Raw genomic sequence first — 16,301 nt, 5'->3', positions numbered from 1 at the left:
AATGAAAACTTGAATATATATTCTTTCAATAATGTTATGATGTATATATCAAAAAAATAGGAGTGGTTCCTATGGTAAAGTATGATGATAAGATCAGTTTGTACGATGCGAAAGGAAACCTAGTAGCCGACAATGTACCATTAGAAGCTATTAGCCCATTATATAATCCTACCATCAAAAACATGGTAAAGAACATTAAAAGAACCGTTGCTGTAAACCTCGCTGGTATTGAAAGTACCTTAGCTGCAGGTAAAATCGGTGGAAAAGGATGCCAAGTTCCAGGAAGAACTTTGGACATATCCGCAGTAAGCAATGCTCAGGCTATTGCTGACGAAGTAGAAAAAATCTTAAAAGTATCCGAAGATGACGATACAGCAGTAAAATTAGTTAACGGCGGAAAGCAGTTAGCTGTGCAAGTTCCAACCGCAAGATTGGAAGTAGCTGCAGAATACTCAGTATCAATGCTTTCAACCGCTATGGCATTGAAAGAAGCACTTATTAAAACATTCGACATTGACATGTTCGATGGTTCAACAGTGCACGCTGCAATTGTTGGTAACTACCCACAGGTTATGGATTACGCAGGCGGTAACATTGCGTCACTTTTAGGTGCACCTTCAAACATGGAAGGTTTAGGTTACGCTTTAAGAAATATTCCGGTTAACCACGCGGTTGCTACAACCAAGAAAAACATGATGAACGCTATTGCATTCTCATCAGTTATGGAACAGACTGCAACATTCGAAATGGGTGACGCAGTAGGATCATTCGAAAGACAGCATTTACTTGGTTTAGCTTACCAAGGATTAAACGCTGATAATTTAGTTATTGACTTTATTAAAGCAAATGGAAAAGGAACTGTTGGTTCAGTTGTTGAAACAGTTGTTGAAAGAGCAATTGCTGACGGCGTAATTGTTGTTGACAAAACAATGAGCTCAGGATTCAACATGTACAAACCAGCTGACGTAAACAAATGGAATGCTTACGCAGCAGCAGGTTTAGTTGCAGCAGTTGCAGTAAGCTGTGGTGCAGCAAGAGCAGCACAAAACGTTGCTTCAGTTATTTTATACTTCAACGATATTCTAGAGTACGAAACCGGTTTACCTGGTGTTGACTACGGTAGATCAATGGGTACTGCAGTAGGATTCTCATTCTTCTCACACTCAATCTACGGTGGCGGTGGACCTGGTATCTTCAACGGTAACCACGTTGTAACCAGACACTCCAAAGGATTCGCTATTCCTCCAGTATGTGCGGCAATGTGTGCAGATGCAGGTACACAGATGTTCTCCCCTGAAACTACTTCAGGATTAGTTGGTGCAGTATACTCAGCATTCGACGAATTCAGAGAACCAATGAAATACGTAATTGAAGGAGCTTTAAGCATTAAAGACCAATTTTAAGGTAATTGACAATGATTGAATTAGAAGTCTTCCCACATAGGTACTTAAAAGCGGAAACTACCGAAAAATTCCTGAACAGCGCTTATTCATTAAGTACCGTTCAAAGAGTAGTTATACATGGAGAATCACTCCCTAAAAAAGTGGGATACGGTCCAGCTAAGGGAACTCCAGTAAATCATTCTGAAAAAAAGGAAATTACTGTTAGAGGAGTTCCTGTAGAACTCATGCTCCAAGTTGGAAGATTATGGGTTTTACTGGATGATGAAAGCGAAATTGAAAAAATCGACGAAATCTGTAAGGATCTTTTCCCATTTGGATACCGGTTAACAAAGGGTAAATTCTTAAGGAATACGCCTACAGTAACGGATTTCATAAAATACGGGGAATCCGCTGTTAATGATATTGACAAAAGATTATTGAGTGCAACTGATCCCAGAAGCAAGTTCGATTCTTCTGTTGCCTTGATCCCAAAAAGCGAAACAAACGAATAAGTGATTTTATGCCCGTAGGTAGAAAAGAGCAGATCGTTGATTGTAGAGCGGTTATGGGTCTTGGAGAAGGAGGGGGGCTTGCCCAAAGAGGAACATTTGCAGAAGGACTGCGTAATGACGTGGTCGTTGTTGCAATGTCTCCAGGACGAAGGCATATTACAAAACCCGTATGCGAAATTACCTATGGAATAAGGGAAGCGGGAATTCAAACAAGTGTTCTTGTATTAGATGCAGGAGCGGGAATTCCGTCAGACGCTCCACAAGGGAGTTTGGGTTCCACATTTGGACTTAAACCCGAGGAAGCTAAACAAGTTAATAGGCATAAATTATGTGTAATACATTTCGGAAATGTTAAGAGCCATATAATCTACAAAGCTAGATTGTTCTTAAGGTACGTGGATATTCCTACAATAGTTGTCTGCCAATCACCAGTAGATATGGAAGATTTTGCGACAATAGGAATAAAAACGAGAAACGTGATGCCGTTAGAATCAAAAACTGAAGGTAAGATCGTGGAAATCATTACCGGAGTAATTAGGGGAGAATCAGCCCCTCAAAAAAAAATTGATGAAATCATTGAATGCATAAAAAAACATTTAGGTTAAGGTGATCTTATGGCATATACGCCTCAGTTCTACCCTGGTGCAACAAAAGTTGCTGAAAACAGAAGAAATCACTTGAATCCAAACTATGAATTGGAAAAATTAAGAGAAATCCCAGATGAAGATGTTGTAAAAATCATGGGACACAGACAGCCTGGTGAAGACTACAAAACAGTTCACCCGCCACTCGAAGAAATGGACTTCATTGAAGACTATGCAAGAGATTTAGTTGAACCATTAAACGGTGCTAAAGAAGGACATAGAGTTAGATACATCCAGTTTGCTGACTCGATGTACTACGCTCCTGCTCAACCATACGACAGATCAAGATCATACATGACAAGATTAAGAGGAGTAGATGCAGGTACACTCTCAGGAAGACAAGTTGTTGAATGTAGAGAAAGTGACCTCGAAGAATTCTCCAAAAACATACTTATGGATACAGAACTCTTTGACCCTGCAACATCAGGTGTTAGAGGTGCAACTGTACACGGACACTCATTAAGATTGGACGAAAACGGTATGATGTTTGATGCATTGCAGAGATCCGTATTCGACGAAAAAACAGGACACGTTATGTACGTAAAAGATCAGGTAGGAAAACCACTCGATGCACCTGTTGACGTTGGAGAGCCACTTCCTGAAGCAAAATTAAGAGAAATGACAACCATCTACAGAAAAGACGGTATTGAAATGAGAGCAGATCCTGACGTTATTGACGTTGTAAAAAGAATCCACAGAGCAAGAACTCTTGGTGGATACATTCCTACAAACGAAATATTCAAAGGATTATAATTGAATTAAAAAAAACCTCTTAAACCATTGAGGTGAACTTATGGAAGCTGAAAAAAGATTATTTTTGAAAGCCTTAAAGGAAAAATTCGAAGAAGACCCAAAAGAAAAATACACAAAATTCTATACCTACGGTGGTTGGGAACAGTCAGCTAGGAAAAGAGAGTTCGTTGAAGCTAATGAAAAAATATTAGCTGAGAAAAGACAAGGAGTACCACTCTACAACCCGGACATTGGTGTTCCTCTTGGTCAAAGAAAATTAATGCCTTACAAATTGTCAAACACTGACGACTACTGTGAAGGTGACGATTTACACTTCATGAACAACGCTGCTATCCAACAATTATGGGACGATATCAGAAGAACCGTTATTGTAGGTATGGACACTGCTCACTCAGTTTTAGAAAAAAGATTGGGTGTAGAAGTAACTCCTGAAACAATCAACGAATATATGCACACAATCAACCACGCTCTTGCTGGTGGTGCAGTTGTTCAAGAACACATGGTTGAAGTTCACCCATCCCTTGCATGGGATTGTTATGCTAGAATCTTCACCGGTGACGATGAGTTAGCTGACGAATTAGACGACAAGTTCTTAATCGACATTAACAAATTGTTCCCTGAAGATCAGGCTGAAACAATAAAAGCTGCAATCGGTAAAAAAACATACCAAGTATCAAGAGTTCCATCACTCGTAGGTAGGGTATGTGACGGTGGTACAATCTCAAGATGGTCTGCAATGCAGATCGGAATGTCATTCATTACCGCATACAAACTTTGTGCAGGGGAAGCTGCAACAGCTGACTTCTCATATGCTTCAAAACACGCTGACGTAATTCAGATGGGTAACGCTTTACCAGGAAGAAGAGCAAGAGGTCCAAACGAACCAGGAGGAATCAGATTCGGTATTCTCTCCGATGTTGTACAAACAACAAGAGTTTCAGAAGACCCTGTTGAACAATCATTAGAGGTTGTAGCTACTGGTGCTGCATTATACGACCAAATCTGGCTCGGTGCATACATGTCCGGTGGTGTAGGATTCACACAATACGCTACCGCGTCATACACCGATGATATTTTAGATGACTTCTCATACTACGGATTAGATTACGTAGAGAAAAAATACGGTAGAATGGGAACAAAAGCTACAATGGATGTAGTAGAAGATGTTGCTGGTGAAGTTACACTCTACGCATTAGAACAGTACGATGAATACCCTGCATTATTAGAAGACCACTTCGGTGGATCACAAAGAGCTGCGGTTGCGGCTGCTGCATCAGGTATCAGCGTATGTATGGCAACAGGTAACTCAAACGCTGGTGTAAACGGCTGGTACTTATCACAGTTATTACACAAAGAATACCACAGTAGACTCGGATTCTACGGTTACGACTTGCAGGACCAGTGTGGTGCTTCAAACTCACTCGCAATCAGAAACGACGAAGCTGCACCTCTTGAATTAAGAGGACCTAACTACCCTAACTACGCAATGAACGTAGGTCACCAGGGAGAATACGCAGGTATTGCACAATCTGCCCACTCCGCAAGAGGAGATGCATTTGCACTTAGCCCATTGGTAAAAGTTGCATTCGCTGACCCAATGCTCGTATTCGACTTCTCCAAACCTAGAAAAGAGTTTGCTAGAGGAGCATTAAGAGAATTCGACGCTGCAGGAGAAAGAGACATTATCTTACCTGCTAAATAATTTCTCTAAAATACAGGAAGCCTCTTGGCTTCCTTTTTTTATACTTAGTATATATTGTTTCAGTATCGTTAACAATATAACTTAACTAAAATATACTTTAACTAAATTAAAGAAAATATTACGCGTTATTCGGTAAAAAACGGAATACAAAGTAATATATATCATATAAAGAGATAATAACAGAATAGCTAACGGCATAGATATGTTTCTAGGCTCAAAAAGCCAATAAAAAGTATAGCTAACAGTCCCATATATTGTGAGGTGAAATAATGGATCCAACATTGATTTCTCTGGGGGCATTGGCCCTAGCTGGGGCGGCTGCAACTGTTTCAGGTTGTGCTGAAGACTTGGAATCCGATGTCGGTTCACAGTCAAACCCTAACTCTCAGGTTCAATTAGGTCCGCAAATGGGCAATATCCACAGATACTTTAACAAAGCTATATCTGGGGAACCTGTATCATACGGTTTGTATGTTGCAGTTGCAGGTACCATTGCTTGGGCACTAATTAACGCAGGATTAAACGCTGTTTTAGCGATAATCGTAGGTTCAGGTGTTGCTGCAGTCGTACACGGTGCATACTCAGTTAGTGCATTCCTTGGAAGAACTGTAGGTCAGTCCAAAAAGTTCGGACAACCTGTTTACATGGATGTTCTTACATCACACATAGGTCCAATCGTAGGACACGGATTTATAGCTGTTTTCACAATGACTCTTGCTGCATACTTAGCAACAACAGCATTAGGAAACCCATTCCCACTACCATTGGTTGCATTAATCTTCGGTATTACTGTAGGTGCTATCGGTTCATCAACTGGTGACGTTCACTACGGTGCTGAAAGAGAATACCAAAAATACCCATTCGGTGGAGGTATCCCTGTTGCTAACCAAGGTGACATCGATATTTACGCAGAATACGGTGTGAGAAATGGTTTAGATTCTTCATATTTCTGTTCAAGATTTGGTGGTCCACTTACAGGATTATGCTTTGGTTTAATTATCTTCCTCGATGGATGGAGAAGCATTCTCGGTAACATCATCGGTGGAGACTTAGTAACAAAAACATCAATCGCACTTTTAGTAGGTCTCTTAGTAGTGGCCGTTGCAGCAGGTATCAACAGGAAACTCGAGGTATATGCTAGAAACAAATACGGACCATACAGAAATTAATTAAAATAAGGAAGATTGGTGATATTATGGATGCTACAAGCTTTATATTACCTCTTGCGGAAATAACCATTGCGGGAGCGATTATCAACGCAAGCGTTCACTTCGTTCCAGTAGGTGGTGCTCCAGCAGCGATGGCTACTTCAACAGGGGTAGGTACAGGTACAACACAGTTAGCAGCAGGTGCAGGTTTTACCGGTCTCTTGGCTGCAGCTACAATGGCTTCACAAGCGGGAGTTTCATTGGCTAATCCAGTTCACATGTTATTGATCATGTTATCTGGTGCTGTCGGTGCAATGATCATGTTAGGCCTTACAATGTTAATCGGTCAAATTATCTATGTATACGGTATTGGTATCGTCCCTGCAGCAGATAAATGTGAAAAAGACCCTATTACCGGAGATATTCAAAAACCATACATCACACCAGGTACAACAGGACACGGTATTCCAACCGTTTGTTTCGTAAGTGGTACAATTGGTGCAGCACTCGGTGGTCTCGGTGGTGCTCTTGCATACATCGCACTCCAACAGTTAGGATTTGCCGCAGCTATTGCAGGTGTTTTGGCAGTAGGTTTCTTCTTTATGAACGCGGTTTTAGCTTCATACAACATTGGTGGTACAATCGAAGGATTCCACGACCCTAAATTTAAGAAAATGCCAAACGGAGTTATTGCTTCATTTGTTTCTTCATTAATCGCAGGTGCAGTATTAATTGGAATGGCTATGGGACTTTAAGTCTACCATGGTTTTCAAAAAATAATTGAGGTGTAATTATGTCACATGGTGGCGGAGGACACGCAGCAGAACTATTCCCTGAAGATCAGGTTTTAGCATTCGGCGCTGTATTATCACTCGTTGGAATATACATCGCACACTTTTTCCCGTCATTAGCTATGCTCCTTGGTGGGTTATTAGCTGCGGGCGCTTGTGTTGCAGGTGCTAACACTACAAGAAGAGTAGCCGCATACGGTTTAGGTACAGGTGTTCCATCAATTGGAATGGTAAGTTTAGGTATGGGTACAATTTCCGCATTAGCAGGTGTTTTGATACCTTCAGCATTTGGACTCCCAGTACTTGTTACACCAATCCTTGCTGCAGTAATCGCAGTAGTTGTTGGATTCATCGTGGGTAAGTTAACACAAAACCCAGTAGGAATGAAAGTACCAATTATTGTTTCAAGTATGACTAAACTCTCATTAATGGGTGCTTTAGCAATTTTAGGATTCTGTACTGCATTCGCAGGCGGATTTTCAGCAGATATAATTATTAACGGTGCAATTAACAACGGAGTTATTGCATTGGCATTTATTGCAGCAGGTATGGCAATTTTGCACCCATTCAACGCATGTATCGGTCCAGATGAGAGCCACAAGAGAACAATGACTCTTGCAGTTGCATGTGGATTTATGGCATGGTTGGTATTCGCAATTGCAAAATTAGACATAGTTTCAACAGCAGTAGCTGCAATCTTCTGGTTCATCGCTTACGGAACATTCGTAAAAACATCACTTGCTGATGCTTGCGAAGTTAAATATGTACCAGAATTGCCTAAGAAAGAGTAAGGTGGTATAGATGGATATCGTCAAAGTATGTCCTGAAATTCAAATTGCAATGGACATAGACTCAGGTTTAATAGCCGAAATGAGAAAAGACATTCTCGTTGTAGATTTACACCCTGTTGAAGACGAAATAAACAGATTAGCACAATATGCAAAAGCATTAGAAAACTCACTCGATCCAAGAAACTCACCTATGAAAGCATACGCTGGAAGAGAAGGAACCTACAAACTTGCAGGTATGTTCCAAGGAATGTTCTTTGGTTTCTGGGTAACAATGGCAATTCTTGTGCTTGTAACTATATTGGCTGTTAAAATGAATTTAAGCTTAATAGGGTTGTAATCTGAATAGGAGGTGCAGACAATGGCAGATAAAAAAGCCCCAGCAGCAGGATGGCCTGTTGCTAACGGTGAATATGTAGTGGGTAACCCTGAAAGCTGTGTTGCAGTAATTACACTCGGTTCCCACGGTTTGGACCAGGCTGCAATTGACGCTGGTGCAGCTATCTCAGGGCCATGCCACACAGAAAACTTAGGAATTGAAAAAGTTGTTGCAAACTACATTTCAAACCCAAACATCAGATTTATGGTAATTGCTGGATCAGAAGTTCAAGGACACATTACTGGACAATGTATCAAAGCATTATACGAAAACGGAATTGGTGACGATGGTGGTATCATCGGAGCTAAAGGAGCTATTCCATTCATGGAAAACGTAGGAAAAGAACCAGTTGGAAGACTCCAAACCCAAGTTGTTGAATGCATTGATTTAATTGATGTTGAAGACAAGGGTAAAATTGCAGACGCAATCAAAAACTGTATTTCAAAAGACCCTGGAGCATTTGAAGAAGATCCAATGGTCATTGAATTAGAAGGTGGCGCAGCTGCTGCTGGTGACGAATCAACTTCAATAAAACCTACCTCACCAGAAATGGCATTGTTAGAAGCTAGAATGAGAATCGTCTCCGAAAAAATGAATGAAGCTGCAATGATTGCTAAATTTAATTCAGGATACTACAACGGAAAAATCCAAGGTATTGCAATAGGCTTGTTCCTTTCAATATTGGTATTCTCATTACTCTAAGGAGGAGGTGCAAACAATGGCAGATAAAAAAGCCCCAGCAGCAGGATGGCCTGTTGCTAACGGTGAATATGTAGTGGGTAACCCTGAAAGCTGTGTTGCAGTAATTACACTCGGTTCCCACGGTTTGGACCAGGCTGCAATTGACGCTGGTGCAGCTATCTCAGGGCCATGCCACACAGAAAACTTAGGAATTGAAAAAGTTGTTGCAAACTACATTTCAAACCCAAACATCAGATTTATGGTAATTGCTGGATCAGAAGTTCAAGGACACATTACTGGACAATGTATCAAAGCATTATACGAAAACGGAATTGGTGACGATGGTGGTATCATCGGAGCTAAAGGAGCTATTCCATTCATGGAAAACGTAGGAAAAGAACCAGTTGGAAGACTCCAAACCCAAGTTGTTGAATGCATTGATTTAATTGATGTTGAAGACAAGGGTAAAATTGCAGACGCAATCAAAAACTGTATTTCAAAAGACCCTGGAGCATTTGAAGAAGATCCAATGGTCATTGAATTAGAAGGTGGCGCAGCTGCTGCTGGTGACGAAGAAGGAGGCCTCATGATTGAAGGTATCCCTACTGTAGCAGAGCCAGACATTGAATCAATAAAATCATTAAACGAAGCATTGGATTACAAAGTAGGATTGATGACAAGAGACCTCGGATTAGCTTCCGGTGTTCAGACTGAAACTGTCACAGGATTAATGTACGGTTCAGTATTTGCTATCGCATTAATTGCAGTCCCAATAGCTTTAAAATTCTTAATGGGGTGAGTAAATGTCTGAAATTCCAACAGTAGTCACACCAACAAAAGACTACAAAAAACTTCAAGCAAAACTCGATGAAATCGAAAATACAGTTGAAAATACCAACGCTGAAATAATCCAGAGAACCGGTAAAAAGGCAGGAAGAGACGTAGGTATTGCATACGGACTCGCAATAGGATTTATATTCGTATATGTTCTAGGAACCGTTTTACCATTATTTGACTTAATAAAATAAGAGAGCCTAAACAGAGGTGGAATAATGTTTAGATTTGACAAAGAACAAATGGTCATTGAGTTCGCTGGTGCAAAATTCGGTGGACAACCAGGAGAATACCCTACCGCATTATCCGGTACAATTTTCTACGCAAGACACAAAATTGTAGAAGATGCTAAAAAAGGTATCTTCGATAAAAAAGCTGCTGAAGCTTTAATTAACAAACAAGCTGAAATGCAAGACATTACAGGAAACTCAGCATTCGTGCAAGTTTTCGGCGGTACAGAAGAAGCTTTAGTTAACTACATTGATTTCGTTTCCGAAGTATGGGACGGTCCAATGTTACTCGATTCAACATCCGGTAAAGCAAGAATGGCCGCTGCAAACAGAGCTACAGAAGCAGGATACGCAAAACAGTGTGTTTACAACTCAATTAACGTTGCTGCAGAAGATGAAGAAATTGAAAACTTAACAAACAGTGATGTTGAAGCTTCAATCGTTTTATGTTTCGACCCAATGGATCCATCCGTTGGAGGTAAATTGAACGTATTAAACGATGGTGGTAAAACAAAAGACATCGGTATGTTAGAACTTGCAGAAAAAGCAGGTATTAAATACCCACTCATCGACGTTGCAGTAACCCCAATGGGTAACGGTGCAGGTCACGCTGTTAGAGCATCATTCGCTGTTAAAGCAAAACTCGGTTTACCCGTAGGAAGTGGTATTCACAACGTACCTTCCGCATGGGACTGGCTTAGAGAATTCAGAAAAGGATTAAGAGAAGAAGGCAAAGATCAGATCTCAAAAGACGTACACCACGTATGTGACATTGGTGCAAACATTGTACAAACAATGGCTTCAGGTGACTACGTTTTATACGGTCCAATCGACAATGCTGAACTCGCATTCCCTGCAGTTGCAATGACCGATATGATCATCGCAGAAACCGCAAAAGAAATGGGAACTGCAACTGTTGCAGAACACCCATTAAACAAATTAATTTAATTAATTTGTTCTCTTTTTATTTTTGTAAAATAATATTCTAAAATTTAAATTTACAAATTATAGTTTATAAAAAAATAAAAAAGTTAATTATCCGTAAATTTCCATATTACAGAAAAATCTTTCAATGTAGTAGTTATTTTTTCTTTTACGCCTTCGATAAGAACTTTTTTCTCGTCTTCCTGACTTAATTCAAATATTACTCCGTTATGCTCGCTAAGTTCCCCAAGAACTTCAATATGAACTTCTACAGGCATATTTATTCTTATTGTTTCAGAATCTTTCTTTCTTTTAACTTCGGTATTAAATGAAGTCTGTTTCAATGGAAATTCAAGATCAATCTCATTCCTTAATGCCTGACCCATTTTGATCAAATATTCTTTTGAAGTATCAGGGTCAGCTAATCCAAACAAGATCACCTGTATTTTCGATATTTCCTTTTCAGCGTCTCTTAAAACTTCAAAATCTGCGTGTTCGTCAAGTAAATAGTAAGTAATTATATTATTTGCAATCCGGAGTTTTGAATAAACGTCTTCAGGAAGTGGCCGAATTTTAGAAACTTTTGATGCCAGTTCATTTAATATTACCCACTGTTTATCAATCCCCTTGGCATCCTTCATCATTCATCCTCTCGACATATTTTTTAATTATTTCTTCTGAATTGTGGTTCAATACTGCACCGTATTTTTCTAGGTCTGCCTTTATTTTTTCAATATCTGTATCAGGATCTACAAAGTAAGCCTGGTAGCTGGTAGTTCCTTCAATATTAAGTATTGCCACATTTTGATTGGGATCAAGTTCCCTATTATCGTGAGAAGCCCTGACCCGAACAGTTCCCGAAACTTCTGAATTCAGTGCTTCTTCCACAGTTATAATCGATATCAATTTTGCAGTGAATTTTACCATTATATCACCCTCAGATATGGTATAACCTCTTTGTGTTATTGTATATAATTTTAGTGATTTCGTCTAAGGAATATTCGTCCTTTTTTAATTCCCATATCGTTTCAATGACCTTTATTACATTTCTTGGTTCATTTTTTTCACCTTTTATCGGTGAAATATAAGGACTATCTGTTTCCACCACAATATTTTCAAGACTGAGATTTTTAACAAGATTTTTATGATGATCTGAAAAGCATACTAATGTAGAATATGAAATAAAATTGCCGTTTTCGATCAGCCCTTTTGCAAGTTCCAGTGAACCGCTGTAACAGTGGTACATTGAAACTGAATCATTTCTTAAAATTTCGTAGGAACGCTCTTCCATACCCCTTGCATGAATTACTACAGGTTTATTTAATTCTTCTGCGAGTTTTATAAACTTTTTAAATATACTTTCCTGTCTTTCAGTATTTCCTGCATCAAAATCAAGCCCGATTTCCCCAACTGCCAAAATATCCTTTTCTTTTGATTGAATAAATCTATAAACTTTATCAATTGCGTTATCTTCGGCATTTACTCTTCCCGGGTGATAACCAAGAGTTATGTAAATTCCATATTTATCTTTTAATTCAACTGCTCTTCTGCAGCCACCTAAATTCGTACCGCTCGTTACCATCTGCACTTTTTCGTCAAACGCCCTTTTTACAATATCTTCACGAAATTTATTGAGTGACTTATCTTCAACGTGGCAGTGGGAATCGATATACTTAAAATCATCTAAATTCATGAAAACACCTAAAACATAATTAAAAGTCCGATTATCAGAATGTCTAAGATTATTGTAACACTCGAATTTAAAAGTATTATTTTGGTACCTCTTTTCGAACCGAATAGTGAAAAATGAAGTGGAATTGAATGTTTTACTGACCTCGTAGAAAAAGCCACAATATTTCCAAATATGAGTCCAATTAAAACCTCATTTGCACTTAGTGAACCTTCGTTTAAGAACGTTCCTGCCATTACCATTGCAGCTGAGACATTTATTATCTCAGTTATTGCTAAAATTCCAGTATTTGGATTTAAATTAAAAATATTCGTTACAGGCATTACAATTGTGGAAAATATATTAAAAAATCCTGTTTTTGACAGATACAAAACCAAAAACATCGAAACAAACATTACTGGAACAAATCTTCTTGCAAATTTAAATGTTTTTTCAAAGGGACTCTTTTTATTATTTTTATTATTAATTTGAGTTTGTATTTTCTTTTCACTTTTTCTTGAAATCATCAAAAGAACAAAGAGTCCCAAAATACTTTTTGTAAATGCAATTGAAAGTCTTAAAATTACATAAATTATTCCAGTATATCCTAAAATTGGTATAACCACAGGAATATAGTACGTTAAAACGTGTGATAGTACCGCAGGAAATGAATTTGCTAATGTTCCGGCCAAAACTTCTGTTTCAGTTAATTCTTTTTCAGCAATTCCATCTGCAAGCATTGTATACCCCACAGTCGGACTGAAAAATGAAACCAGTATTGAAGAAACTAAAAAACTGTTTAAATTAAGTTTTTGCGTTATGGGATATGTATAACTTGAAATTTTTTCTAAAAGTCCATTATTTACAAAATAATTCACAATATAAATTGTTAAAAGTACTACTGCAGAAATCCTTACGGTATAAAAAAAAGAACTGGAAAATGCCTCTGCAATTAAAATACTATCCAAATTATCACCGAGTAAATAATAAATATAATCTAGTGCAATTTTGATTATAATAATTTGCATTATATAACCTGTTGCAAGGTTTTAAAATGACGCCCAACGAACAATCCAACGTAAATGATCTCAAAAGACAATTAAATATAATCAATGGAACCGAAAAATTGGGAATCGAATCTAAAATAGATGAAATTGGAAAAAAGTGGAAAAAAATAGTCGAAGAAACTAAAAATGATTTCGAACTTGATTCAATTTTGAATTTAATCGATTTTAGAAAAGAAAAGCTGATATCTGAAGTTTCTGAAAAAGAGATTTCCGATGGAGATAAAGAATTACTGATTGTCAAGATTTACGAAATAAGGCAGAAATTAGAACTTATAAAAAAATAATTAAATAATAGTATTTAAAACAATTTTTCAATTTTTATCGAATAATCATCCTTATTTTTTACAAAACCAATTATTTCGATGTTTCCAAACTCTTCAATTGTTTTAAATGTTTTTTCGTAGTACGGAACATCTTCTAATTCATTTATGCAGTTTATGATTATACCTTTTACAGTGATTCCTTTTTTTCGCAAATATTCAACTGACAGTATCGTGTGGTTGATTGTTCCAAGATCCGGTCTTGAAACTAAAACGCAAGGTAACTTTAAATCTTTTATCATGTCAGCCATTAAATAATCCGTTAATATTGGAACGCATACCCCACCTGCTCCTTCAACAATTAAATAATCGTGATTTTCTTTTAATTTTTGAAAAGACTCTTTTATTTTTCCAATATCTATTTCAAAATCTTCGACTTCTGCTGCGATATTTGGGGATAGCGGATTTTTCAAATTTATTGGATTTAATGTTTCAATATTTTCGGAAAGACCAAGTTCTTTTTTAGCGTAAAGTGTATCTTCCACCCCCCCTGATTCAATAGGCTTCATATATCCAACATTTACGCCTTTTTCTTTCAAAATTTTTCCCAAAATTACCGAAACGTATGTTTTACCAACTCCCGTGTCAGTTCCCGTTACAAATAGCGTTTAAATCACCCATTGTTTATTTTTGAAATGCTTTCGCATAGATATTCAAAATCTTCCTTTTTATTTTCTGCAGTTATGCTTACTCTTATTCGCTCGGAACCTTTTTTGACAGTTGGATAGCGAATTCCGACACAAAATATCTTATAATTTAAAAGTTCTTCTGAAATTTTTATCGATTTTTCCCCGAATAAAAATGGATATATCGGAGTAATCTGTTCTTCCTCGATAAATCCTGCTGATTTAAAGATTTTGTTTGCAATATCAATATTTTTAGATAGTTTATCAGTTAATTCGCCAGATTTTATCAATTTAAAAGATTTAATACTTGCAGAGATTACTGCTGGAGGAAGTGCTGTTGAATAAATAAAACTTCTTGAAGTATTTATTAAATAATCACTTAATTCTTCAATACCTGTTACAAATCCCCCAACAGTTCCGATCGCCTTTGAAAGGGTTCCAATTTGAATAATATTGTCATTTGGTTTTATTTTAAAATGTTGAAGTGTTCCTTTCCCATTTCCCAAAACACCGGTTCCGTGTGCATCATCCAATATCAAAACTGCGTTATATTCGTCTGCTATTTTTTTTAATTCATCTACTGGTGCAATATCTCCACCCATACTGAATACTGCATCGGTTACAATAAATTTATTCTCGTAATTTTTGTTTTCTTCCAGAATTTCAATTAAATTGAAAGTATTATTGTGAGAATAAATTTTTTTGTCGGCTCCTGAAAGCCTTATTCCATCGACTATTGATGCGTGGTTTAATTCATCGCTTAATATTAAATCTCCTTTTTTGCAGAGCGCACTTATGACCCCCAAGTTTGCACTATAACCCGAAGAATAAACCAGTGACTTTTCAGTTCCTTTAAATTCAGAAATTGTTTCTTCGAGTTTCTCGTGGTTTAAGTTTCCAGATGTTAGTCTTGAACCTGTTGCCCCTGCACCGTATTTCAAACCTTCGTTATAATCGTTAATTACGTCATTATTTTTCGAAAGTCCCAAATAATCGTTTGTAGAGAAGTTTAATTCAATACCTTTTTCCCCTTTTAATTTTCTATAGAGTTTTTGATTTTTTATTGAATCAATCTCATTTTTTAAGTTTTCTCTAAACATAAAGACACCTAGTAAACAGTAACCGGCATGTTTTCAAGCTTATCATATAATTCATCGATTTTTGAATTTTCAACAAAAAATACTCGTCCACCCACCTGCCCTTTATCCTTAAGATTTAAAATTCTAAAGTATCCGTCTTTAGTTGCAACATAACCAGTCGTATATGAAAAGTTGTCAGACGTGCAAAGTTCTGAAATTACACCGCAGTTTACAACTTTTGTTGCGATTGCGATTGCATCAACAGTTCTTTCAGTTAACGAACTATCTTTTAAAATTTTTTCAGATAATTCTTCTGTTGTATCAATATTTTTTACGCGAATTCCTCGTTCTAAAATATTTTCAAGTCGATTTCCATCCAAATCTAAAATTGCGGCTCCACGCATATTTCCTGCATCAATTATTTTAAATGCAAAATCAATCAATTCATCGATTTTTTCAATATCTTTTCCATTCTTTAAATAATATTTTTCCAGTTCATTTTTCAAAAGATTCCTTGCAATATTTCTGGAATTCTCTTTTGAAGTTGAATGAACTGTTTTTATTTCGAGATGCTTTAACTTATTTATTTTTTCAGTAACTTTTTCTATCTTTAAATTTATGAAATCTGGAACTCCATTTTCATGACTCATTGCACGTTTTATCAGCTCTGAAGAAATTTTTTCAATTTTTTCTTCATTAACTAACCGTTCTGCACCCGAAACATGATTTCCATTTCTTGAAGCTCTCATTTTTAAACTAAACATTTTTTTAA

The 16,301-nt window shown here is 37.3% G+C and carries 20 protein-coding genes and 1 pseudogene; 14 read left to right on the top strand and 7 right to left on the bottom strand.

Annotated elements, in window-relative coordinates:
• The first annotated feature begins 71 nt into the window (after nt 1–71).
• From mcrB to mtrH, 13 genes are all read left to right on the top strand, one after another.
• A complete protein-coding gene (mcrB, locus tag MMARC5_RS00105) occupies nt 72–1,403 on the top strand; it encodes a coenzyme-B sulfoethylthiotransferase subunit beta (RefSeq protein ID WP_011867800.1) in 1,332 nt (443 codons plus the stop codon).
• Between the two features lie 11 nt (nt 1,404–1,414).
• Nucleotides 1,415–1,894, top strand: a complete 480-nt coding sequence (gene mcrD / locus MMARC5_RS00100) for a methyl-coenzyme M reductase operon protein D (RefSeq protein WP_011867799.1) — start codon at nt 1,415–1,417, stop codon at nt 1,892–1,894.
• A gap of 8 nt (nt 1,895–1,902) precedes the next feature.
• Nucleotides 1,903–2,499 carry a methyl-coenzyme M reductase I operon protein C gene (gene mcrC / locus MMARC5_RS00095; RefSeq protein WP_011867798.1) on the top strand — a complete coding sequence of 199 codons (597 nt, stop codon included), beginning with the start codon at nt 1,903–1,905 and terminating at the stop codon, nt 2,497–2,499.
• A gap of 9 nt (nt 2,500–2,508) precedes the next feature.
• Entirely contained in the window at nt 2,509–3,291 is a 783-nt protein-coding gene (gene mcrG / locus MMARC5_RS00090) for a coenzyme-B sulfoethylthiotransferase subunit gamma (protein ID WP_011867797.1), read from the top strand.
• Between the two features lie 40 nt (nt 3,292–3,331).
• A complete protein-coding gene (mcrA, locus tag MMARC5_RS00085; protein ID WP_011867796.1) occupies nt 3,332–4,993 on the top strand; it encodes a coenzyme-B sulfoethylthiotransferase subunit alpha in 1,662 nt (553 codons plus the stop codon).
• Between the two features lie 269 nt (nt 4,994–5,262).
• On the top strand, nt 5,263–6,162 hold the full coding sequence (gene mtrE, locus MMARC5_RS00080; protein WP_011867795.1) for a tetrahydromethanopterin S-methyltransferase subunit E: 900 nt from the start codon (nt 5,263–5,265) through the stop codon (nt 6,160–6,162).
• A 26-nt stretch (nt 6,163–6,188) separates the two neighbouring features.
• Nucleotides 6,189–6,896: a tetrahydromethanopterin S-methyltransferase subunit D gene (gene mtrD, locus MMARC5_RS00075; RefSeq protein WP_011867794.1), complete on the top strand. Its 708-nt coding sequence runs from the start codon at nt 6,189–6,191 to the stop codon at nt 6,894–6,896.
• 38 nt (nt 6,897–6,934) lie between these two features.
• Nucleotides 6,935–7,723, top strand: coding sequence for a tetrahydromethanopterin S-methyltransferase subunit MtrC (gene mtrC / locus MMARC5_RS00070; protein WP_011867793.1), 789 nt, complete (start codon nt 6,935–6,937; stop codon nt 7,721–7,723).
• Nucleotides 7,724–7,733: 10 nt separating this feature from the next.
• Complete coding sequence (locus tag MMARC5_RS00065) at nt 7,734–8,060, top strand: tetrahydromethanopterin S-methyltransferase subunit B (RefSeq protein ID WP_011867792.1); 327 nt, start codon at nt 7,734–7,736, stop codon at nt 8,058–8,060.
• A 21-nt stretch (nt 8,061–8,081) separates the two neighbouring features.
• The gene (gene mtrA, locus MMARC5_RS00060; protein WP_011867791.1) at nt 8,082–8,801 is read left to right on the top strand and encodes a tetrahydromethanopterin S-methyltransferase subunit A; all 720 of its coding nucleotides are present in this window, start codon (nt 8,082–8,084) and stop codon (nt 8,799–8,801) included.
• Nucleotides 8,802–8,817: 16 nt separating this feature from the next.
• Nucleotides 8,818–9,579: a tetrahydromethanopterin S-methyltransferase subunit A gene (gene mtrA / locus MMARC5_RS00055; protein ID WP_011867790.1), complete on the top strand. Its 762-nt coding sequence runs from the start codon at nt 8,818–8,820 to the stop codon at nt 9,577–9,579.
• Nucleotides 9,580–9,583: 4 nt separating this feature from the next.
• Nucleotides 9,584–9,808, top strand: a complete 225-nt coding sequence (gene mtrG, locus MMARC5_RS00050) for a tetrahydromethanopterin S-methyltransferase subunit MtrG (protein ID WP_011867789.1) — start codon at nt 9,584–9,586, stop codon at nt 9,806–9,808.
• 24 nt (nt 9,809–9,832) lie between these two features.
• Nucleotides 9,833–10,792, top strand: a complete 960-nt coding sequence (gene mtrH, locus MMARC5_RS00045; protein ID WP_011867788.1) for a tetrahydromethanopterin S-methyltransferase subunit H — start codon at nt 9,833–9,835, stop codon at nt 10,790–10,792.
• A gap of 83 nt (nt 10,793–10,875) precedes the next feature.
• Here the strand turns inward: mtrH and MMARC5_RS00040 are convergent, their stop codons facing one another.
• Genes MMARC5_RS00040 through MMARC5_RS00025 form a run of 4 tightly spaced genes read right to left on the bottom strand, consistent with a single transcriptional unit; the run spans nt 10,876 to nt 13,405 of the window.
• Entirely contained in the window at nt 10,876–11,412 is a 537-nt protein-coding gene (locus MMARC5_RS00040; RefSeq protein WP_011867787.1) for a DUF2096 family protein, read from the bottom strand.
• The gene (locus MMARC5_RS00035) at nt 11,387–11,695 is read right to left on the bottom strand and encodes a DUF749 domain-containing protein (RefSeq protein WP_011867786.1); all 309 of its coding nucleotides are present in this window, start codon (nt 11,693–11,695) and stop codon (nt 11,387–11,389) included. The genes MMARC5_RS00040 and MMARC5_RS00035 overlap by 26 nt, the downstream gene beginning before the upstream one ends.
• A 10-nt stretch (nt 11,696–11,705) precedes the next feature.
• Nucleotides 11,706–12,461 (bottom strand): YchF/TatD family DNA exonuclease, encoded by a 756-nt coding sequence (locus MMARC5_RS00030; RefSeq protein ID WP_011867785.1) that lies wholly within the window; start codon nt 12,459–12,461, stop codon nt 11,706–11,708.
• Between the two features lie 8 nt (nt 12,462–12,469).
• Nucleotides 12,470–13,405 carry a hypothetical protein gene (locus MMARC5_RS00025; protein WP_048058424.1) on the bottom strand — a complete coding sequence of 312 codons (936 nt, stop codon included), beginning with the start codon at nt 13,403–13,405 and terminating at the stop codon, nt 12,470–12,472.
• A gap of 86 nt (nt 13,406–13,491) precedes the next feature.
• Here MMARC5_RS00025 and MMARC5_RS00020 point away from each other — a divergent pair, with 86 nt between their 5' ends.
• On the top strand, nt 13,492–13,788 hold the full coding sequence (locus MMARC5_RS00020; RefSeq protein WP_011867783.1) for a hypothetical protein: 297 nt from the start codon (nt 13,492–13,494) through the stop codon (nt 13,786–13,788).
• A 14-nt stretch (nt 13,789–13,802) separates the two neighbouring features.
• Here MMARC5_RS00020 and bioD read toward each other — a convergent pair.
• The 3 genes and pseudogenes from bioD to MMARC5_RS00005 form a co-directional block, all read right to left on the bottom strand.
• Nucleotides 13,803–14,429, bottom strand: a pseudogene (gene bioD / locus MMARC5_RS00015) (dethiobiotin synthase); the annotation flags it as partial.
• 8 nt (nt 14,430–14,437) lie between these two features.
• Nucleotides 14,438–15,550, bottom strand: a complete 1,113-nt coding sequence (locus MMARC5_RS00010) for an aminotransferase class I/II-fold pyridoxal phosphate-dependent enzyme (protein WP_011867781.1) — start codon at nt 15,548–15,550, stop codon at nt 14,438–14,440.
• An 8-nt stretch (nt 15,551–15,558) separates the two neighbouring features.
• Nucleotides 15,559–16,293, bottom strand: a complete 735-nt coding sequence (locus MMARC5_RS00005; RefSeq protein ID WP_011867780.1) for a 6-carboxyhexanoate--CoA ligase — start codon at nt 16,291–16,293, stop codon at nt 15,559–15,561.
• Nucleotides 16,294–16,301 lie beyond the last annotated feature (8 nt).

The sequence above is a fragment of the Methanococcus maripaludis C5 genome (assembly GCF_000016125.1).
Lineage (GTDB): Archaea > AGJL01 > Methanococci > Methanococcales > Methanococcaceae > Methanococcus > Methanococcus maripaludis_D.
The sequence above is the reverse complement of the archived record's forward strand: the minus strand, read 5'-3'. Positions and strand labels throughout refer to the sequence as shown.